We start from the raw sequence: 2,656 nt of genomic DNA on the forward strand, positions 1-2,656 counted from the left end.
TTCCGCGTAGTTCTTGCTCAAGATGGCAAGGCCTGCAGCAATCTGACCGGAAATGTTCGAACCGAGTTCGCCTAAGCGCAAGTCGCGTTCATGTGGGCCTCCACGACCCGTAAGAGTTGTCGGGAGAGCGTCCTGGTTTTCTGGGCGACCCCACCAGCCGTGGTCCGCACCGAAGTTACCGACAGAAACGACCATGTTGTCGATGACGCCATTTGCAAAGACATAAGAGCGCATGAAGAAGTCGGCTCCGTGTTTCGCTTCGCGGAGAATATCCGGAATGCCATCGGTATTGACTGTTTCGCCCATATTGTAAGCGTAATTATCTTCATCGCGGTCCGGGTTCGAAGCCGCCATCACAGCAAGCACCATAAAGGCGTAGGCTTGAGTCTGGGATTCCTTCAAATGGTCACCGCAGTCGTACCAGCCGCCCTGCAGAGCGCCTTCTTGTGGAGTAAAACCTGTCACAGCGGCATCACCGCTTACAAAAGAACCGCCGCCATCCTTTGTATGGCTTGCGTCGTGGAACCAGGATTCCGAATTGCCGGAACGGTTAATGCCGTAGAACTTGAGGGTCGCATCGCGGACCATCGAGTAAACTTTATCGCTAATAATAAAAGTGGAGGAGTATTGGTTTAAAACTTTTACGCGGTAACGGGTATCGGTTGAAAGGCCCGCCATTTGGGCAAGGTTACCGATGCAGACAGTTCCCGAAGGACCGTCTTCTGCCACGGAATAACGCTTTTGGTTGTTTGTTGCGGCATTTGTTCCAGCGATAATTGTCCAAGAAGAAGAGGTCGTTTTGCCGGTGCTAGTGAAGGCGCCTCCTTCGGCGACAACGTTACCTTCCAGATCGACGACCGAGTATGTTTCGGAGCATTTGCCGTCCGACACATAGTAGAACTGCTTTTCAGTATCTTCCGGAAGGTAGCCCGCCTGGTTGATGCGGATACGACCGATACGGACGTTCTGGGCGTCACGGTAAGCCTGGTTCAAGGAGTCCGGAATGATGCCGTTTGGGACAAAGTCCTGCGGAACAGAGCCGACTGCAGGGACTGGATTGTGCTTTGTTTTATTCGGAACGTATTGGCTAAAGCTTTCCACCGTACCGCCGTCATCTGTTGCGGATGTATCCCATTTCATCGGCCAAATCGGACGAATCAGGTCATAGGGGGTCGGTTGTTCTTGCTCTACGGCAAAAAGAGCGGCAGAAAAAAGCAGTATAAACGCAAAAACAGGCACAAAGGCTCCTTTTTTAAATCCAAATACAATCCCGCCCTAAAATAACTCTTTTCATAGGGTGCTGAACATTCGTATTAAAAATATTACATGCAAATGCTAGGGGATAGAGTATATATTTGAGGCTATGAAATTGACCGGTTGTTTGCAATTTTTGCCTTGGATTGGTGCATCTGCGCTTCTTTTTGGTTTAGCGGGTTGTGGAAGTGATTCCGGTTCGGGATCAAACGACCCGGAATATTCTTCGGCTTTAGAAGCTTCATCGGGTTCGACGGGTTCTTCGTCAACCTCGACAGGCGGATCGAGTGGATCTACGGCTCCTTCGAGTGCTTCTACGGCTACGTCTTCTGCTGCATCGGAAACGCAGAGCAGCGAAGAACAGTTGAATGAAGCGCAGAAGGTGGTGAACGGTTCTTGTGGGCCGGAAGCGGCAACAATTAATAAAGGAGAACTCGCTACTTGGAAGTTCTATCGCTCTTCGGGCGACCTTTATGAACAGATTCTCGCTCCGTTTGTTTGGGTTTTTGAAGGCGTTTCTTCGGCAACGATTCAGGGCAACGGCATGCAGACGGTGAACATTCGCTACGAAGAGGCTGGCTCTTATGCCACTTATTTGAGTGTCGATGGTAACGAAATTGCTTGCGATTCGATTCAGGTGCAGGGAATTCCTATTACGGTAAATTCTTGCGTGCCGAATACTTCGACTGCAAAAGCGGGCGAGACGATTACATGGACGGTGGATGCGACTTCCGAATCGGACATTACCGGCTACACTTGGACTTCGAGCTATGGCGATGTCGTTAGCTCGGGCACAAGTGGTTCGATGGTCGCAACCTCTTCGATGCACAAGCAAAACGTGACGGCGAAGGTTGCCGTTTCGAATGCGGATAAGTCTGTGGTGACATTCAGCTGCGAAGGCGTTACGGTTATTGACCCAGAATCGGTGGACCTGGTTTTGCCGCTCGGAAGCATTAACTCCTCTGACTATGAATATGTTTCTGGGTTGGTTGCGGTTGCGGATTCTTTGGTGATTCCTTCGCAGACGGCGATGACAGTCCAAATTCCGGCTGGGGCGCCTTCGAATTGTACGGTGGGTTGTAAACCTATCAACAGTTCGGATTACATGAGCCTCCAGGTTTATTGGGATTCGGATGACGCCTTGAGCGGCTTTGCCTACTTCAGCCCGAGCGGTTGCGCAGCGGGTAAGAAGTATACGGTGACGACCACGGTGGCTACAGTCTGCGTGGTGAACGCTCAGTAGTTCGCAGCTTCTTTAGATCTAAAAAGGAACCCGCCGGCATAGCCGGCGGTTCTTCTTTTACGGGCGTAGCCCTAGGATACTAGCCACGCGTCACGTCGCGTTGGTCAATCTGCCACCTGCGTAAGGTCCTTACCGGCCGCCCGTAAACGGGCTACATCT

General features: G+C 51.3%; 2 protein-coding genes. One reads left to right on the forward strand and one right to left on the reverse strand.

Features of this window, described 5'->3' with window-relative positions; translation table 11 throughout:
- Positions 1 to 1,239, reverse strand: a 1,239-nt coding sequence (locus MR847_RS04545) for a glycoside hydrolase family 9 protein (protein WP_287723063.1), incomplete at its 3' end; no start/stop codon positions are given.
- Between the two features lie 124 nt (positions 1,240 to 1,363).
- On the opposite strand from MR847_RS04545, the gene MR847_RS04550 reads away from it, so the two are divergent.
- Entirely contained in the window at positions 1,364 to 2,497 is a 1,134-nt protein-coding gene (locus MR847_RS04550; protein ID WP_277002992.1) for a hypothetical protein, read from the forward strand.
- Positions 2,498 to 2,656: the final 159 nt, after the last annotated feature.

It is taken from the genome of Hallerella sp., from assembly GCF_022776125.1.
GTDB lineage: Bacteria > Fibrobacterota > Fibrobacteria > Fibrobacterales > Fibrobacteraceae > Hallerella > Hallerella succinigenes.